The sequence below is a fragment of the Caballeronia arationis genome (genome assembly GCF_001544975.2).
GTDB lineage: Bacteria > Pseudomonadota > Gammaproteobacteria > Burkholderiales > Burkholderiaceae > Caballeronia > Caballeronia arationis.
Map to the genome: position 1 here is coordinate 1 of NZ_FCOG02000316.1, position 3,086 is coordinate 3,086.

3 protein-coding genes are annotated in these 3,086 nt (G+C 53.5%); 1 reads left to right on the forward strand and 2 read right to left on the reverse strand.

What is annotated here, in order from left to right; all coding sequences use genetic code 11:
• Window positions 1–1,015: 1,015 nt before the first annotated feature.
• Both AWB81_RS41490 and AWB81_RS41495 read right to left on the reverse strand, forming a co-directional pair.
• On the reverse strand, window positions 1,016–1,822 hold the full coding sequence (locus AWB81_RS41490; protein ID WP_062644275.1) for an RMD1 family protein: 807 nt from the start codon (window positions 1,820–1,822) through the stop codon (window positions 1,016–1,018).
• Between the two features lie 699 nt (window positions 1,823–2,521).
• Entirely contained in the window at window positions 2,522–2,770 is a 249-nt protein-coding gene (locus tag AWB81_RS41495) for a hypothetical protein (protein WP_062644273.1), read from the reverse strand.
• 134 nt (window positions 2,771–2,904) lie between these two features.
• Here AWB81_RS41495 and AWB81_RS47920 point away from each other — a divergent pair.
• On the forward strand, window positions 2,905–3,086 hold a 182-nt coding region (locus AWB81_RS47920; protein ID WP_235026204.1), incomplete at its 3' end, for a hypothetical protein.

The following is a 3,086-nucleotide window of genomic DNA, read 5'->3' on the forward strand; positions in this document are numbered from 1 at the left end:
GCTCTATCAGTATCGGAATCGAGCTTCACTTGGCTAGCCGCGCACAATAATTCACCCATAGATTCCCCCGACGATCCCAAAATGTAAGCAACGTAGCTTCTGTAACTATAGGGCGCTATGATTCCTGTCAAAACGTCTTTATCTTCGCGTCTGGTGACGCGCAAGACATAAATCTGTCTGCAGGCAAGGCCGGTCAGGTGCCCACGTCTATCACGACATCGGGACAGATCCCTCTATCCGTATCTGTGTATGACGCTATGGGTAACTCCACCACCTACGCGGATTTTTTAACGTTCCAATTGGCGCTGAAACTGATTGGGCCGCACACGGAAGTTAGTGACAATACTCGCAGCAGCGCTTTCAGTGGCACCTCGCCCAGCACGACTTTAGTCACTATTGAGCGTCGCTCTGATGGAGCCCGAGGCGACGCCGCCGTCACGTCATCTACGCTGTCCACCAATACCTTTTCGGTGCCGTCTTTATCGGTTGGATTTATATCAAGCGATAAATATCGATTTTCCGTAAGGACTACGCACTGAAAATTTGCCACAGTTCAATCCTTGTCTGGATTGAGGACACGAAAAGTGGGGTCCTTGTCGCTTGACGCGCGAAGAGCGAGTCAATCGGCCCGCGTCTCTTCCCGCAAACCGAGTGAGGCGCAGAGCCTCAAGTAATACAATGTAACCGATTCGCTACGATGTGGCTGGCGTTTTGACATTATCTTTGTAATGTTCATTTGGGAGTCCCTCTGCCTCCGGAAGAAACGCCGTGGCGCGTGGCCGACAAGCTGCACGGGCCAGCCAGTCCGCCGACACCCGCAACCTGACAGTCCAAGTCCGGATCACCATCATGCCTCACGTGCACGCGCGTGGACCAAGGTCCACGTGAGCCGCTTACGCTGAAGGCCACGACCGTGCTGGCGATGCTGCATTGGCTGGGCATCAAACCCTCAACCCCGGATGCATGGCGAGATGCAGTAAGGGCGCACGGAGAGGCCTTGGTGCAGGCAAATGATTCAGGAAGGGTGTTGGCGAATTAGATCAAAGAGGAGAATAATGATTTCAAAAAAGATAAGACCGATCACGTACCATTCTAGTTTCTGAACCTGTTTATTCTCTACGATGTCTGCCAAAGTTTGCACGGTATCCGATATTAAAGTGAGCTTTCTCTCCAACGCCGCATGGCGCTCGTGCAACTCATATTCGTCTTCAAGAGTGGCATAGAGGCCACCGAGTGATGGAAACTCCCATAAAATTTCGGGCTTGTCTCCGATTTCTGCGCGACCGACCATTCGATGCTCAATGAGGATCAAATTGCCAATTTGAGACAGGAGCGTTTTCGAATTGGCGCTCACCCTGCCTGATTTCGCCAAGTCCAACGCCAGGGGTGCGATCCCATCAAATTTCCCGGCGACATCTTGCTCATACAGCGACAGTACGAGGTTTTTGCCGAGAACATCCGCAATGATTTGCACCTTCTCCAGCGTAATTTGATCAAGGGATACCGCGCCGCTTTGCACGCTCAACGCGGATTTTCCGCAGTGGATTTCTAGTTCCTCGACGACCGGGGCGGCATACACGTTGGTGACTAGAGGTCTGAGAAATTCAACAAAACCTTCCTCTTCTTGACTATCAACACCAAAAAAGACCACGACGCCGTAGCGAAACAGCACGGCCACCCCGTTGTCTGTACCCGCTTTTAGTGCCAAGGGTGTCGTGCCGATGGCATCGGTGATTTTAAAATTTTTAAGATCGAGCCGGTCGCCAATCAGACGGGCGCGAGCTTTAATATGCTGCCGGGAACTGAGAGCGAGTAGGTTCATGTTCTCTTGGCGGAGGTTGTGCTGTTCGGCATCCACAGTGCCCGCACTTGCGTCAGTCTGCGAGCGTCCGTCGAATATAGGATACCCTGTCAGTCAGGGATCGTACGGGAAGGGTTTTAGCGTGTGCCCGTGCTGTTTGTTGTTCAGCACCAGCAGCGCGGTCAGCTCTGCTTCGATCGCCTGTTCGTTCGGGTTGCCGCAATCGAAAAGCCGCGACCTGCGCCGAGCCAGGTTTCGTCAATTCACAGTGGCTACGCGTTTTGACACGCTCTGGGCCATGAAGCGACGTTCATCCATCGAGTCGCACGGACATTCCGATGGCGGCGTCGCTCCGCTACCGGTGATCCGATCGTCCGGATCAGATCCACCATCTCTGAAGTCCAGAACAACGCGCTCGCTGGGCTGGACCGTGGTCGGACGCTTACGTCCGGCCTGCTGGGATCGATCCCGCTCATCCCGGGCATTCGATGCTCACCGAACCGGGCTTTATGGCTCTGTAGGCCGGACGTGCGTTACCTACTCTCTAAGAGAAGTTGTGTATGGGCGTACAGGAGAGCTGCAGGCTGATACCATGCAGCGCTATGGCGGTGGCCTACGGATCACAAAAGCGTTCGGAATGCCGCTCCGTGCATCTGAGAGCCGCTGCCGAAGCCGAGGGTATGGGATACGCGTGGATGGAGCAATTCTGGCCCATCCTATCTACGTGCGCGTTACGCGCGCGTACACAACGACAGGGATCTCGAAGACGTTGATTTCCTGCTCAATATCTCTCCAGCGAGCAAGCTCGTTCTCCATGCATTCCAGAACGTACCTTGCCGCGGTGCTGTCGTATCCCGCTTTCTCCATTGACCAGACGTATGCCCGAAAGGGCAATAGCTCCGCCTGGCGTTGTTCGATCTGGCACACGATTCTTACTTTTAGTCGCGCAAAGGCGTCTGCATCGTCCATGGCCGAGATCGAGAGCGAGACGGGATGTTAATCGTAGCATCGATGGAAAGGCAGATTCTTAGATGTCCCTTACGATGTTTTATACTTCGGTAAAAGAGGTTTTTCTCGCCTAATTTTTTGGATTGAGCGATTAATTGAAATTGATCGGTCTGTCGGTGTCCCGTGGCTTTCTCTTTATGTTTGCGACCGCTCCTCAGGTTTTTTGCGGGGCAGAACAAGATTGTGTTCCTGTCGTTCAGGTGCGTATTTCACACCAAGCTGGACAAGGATTTCGCGGCAAGCTGGACAGGCTTTTCACACGAAGCTGGACACGGAT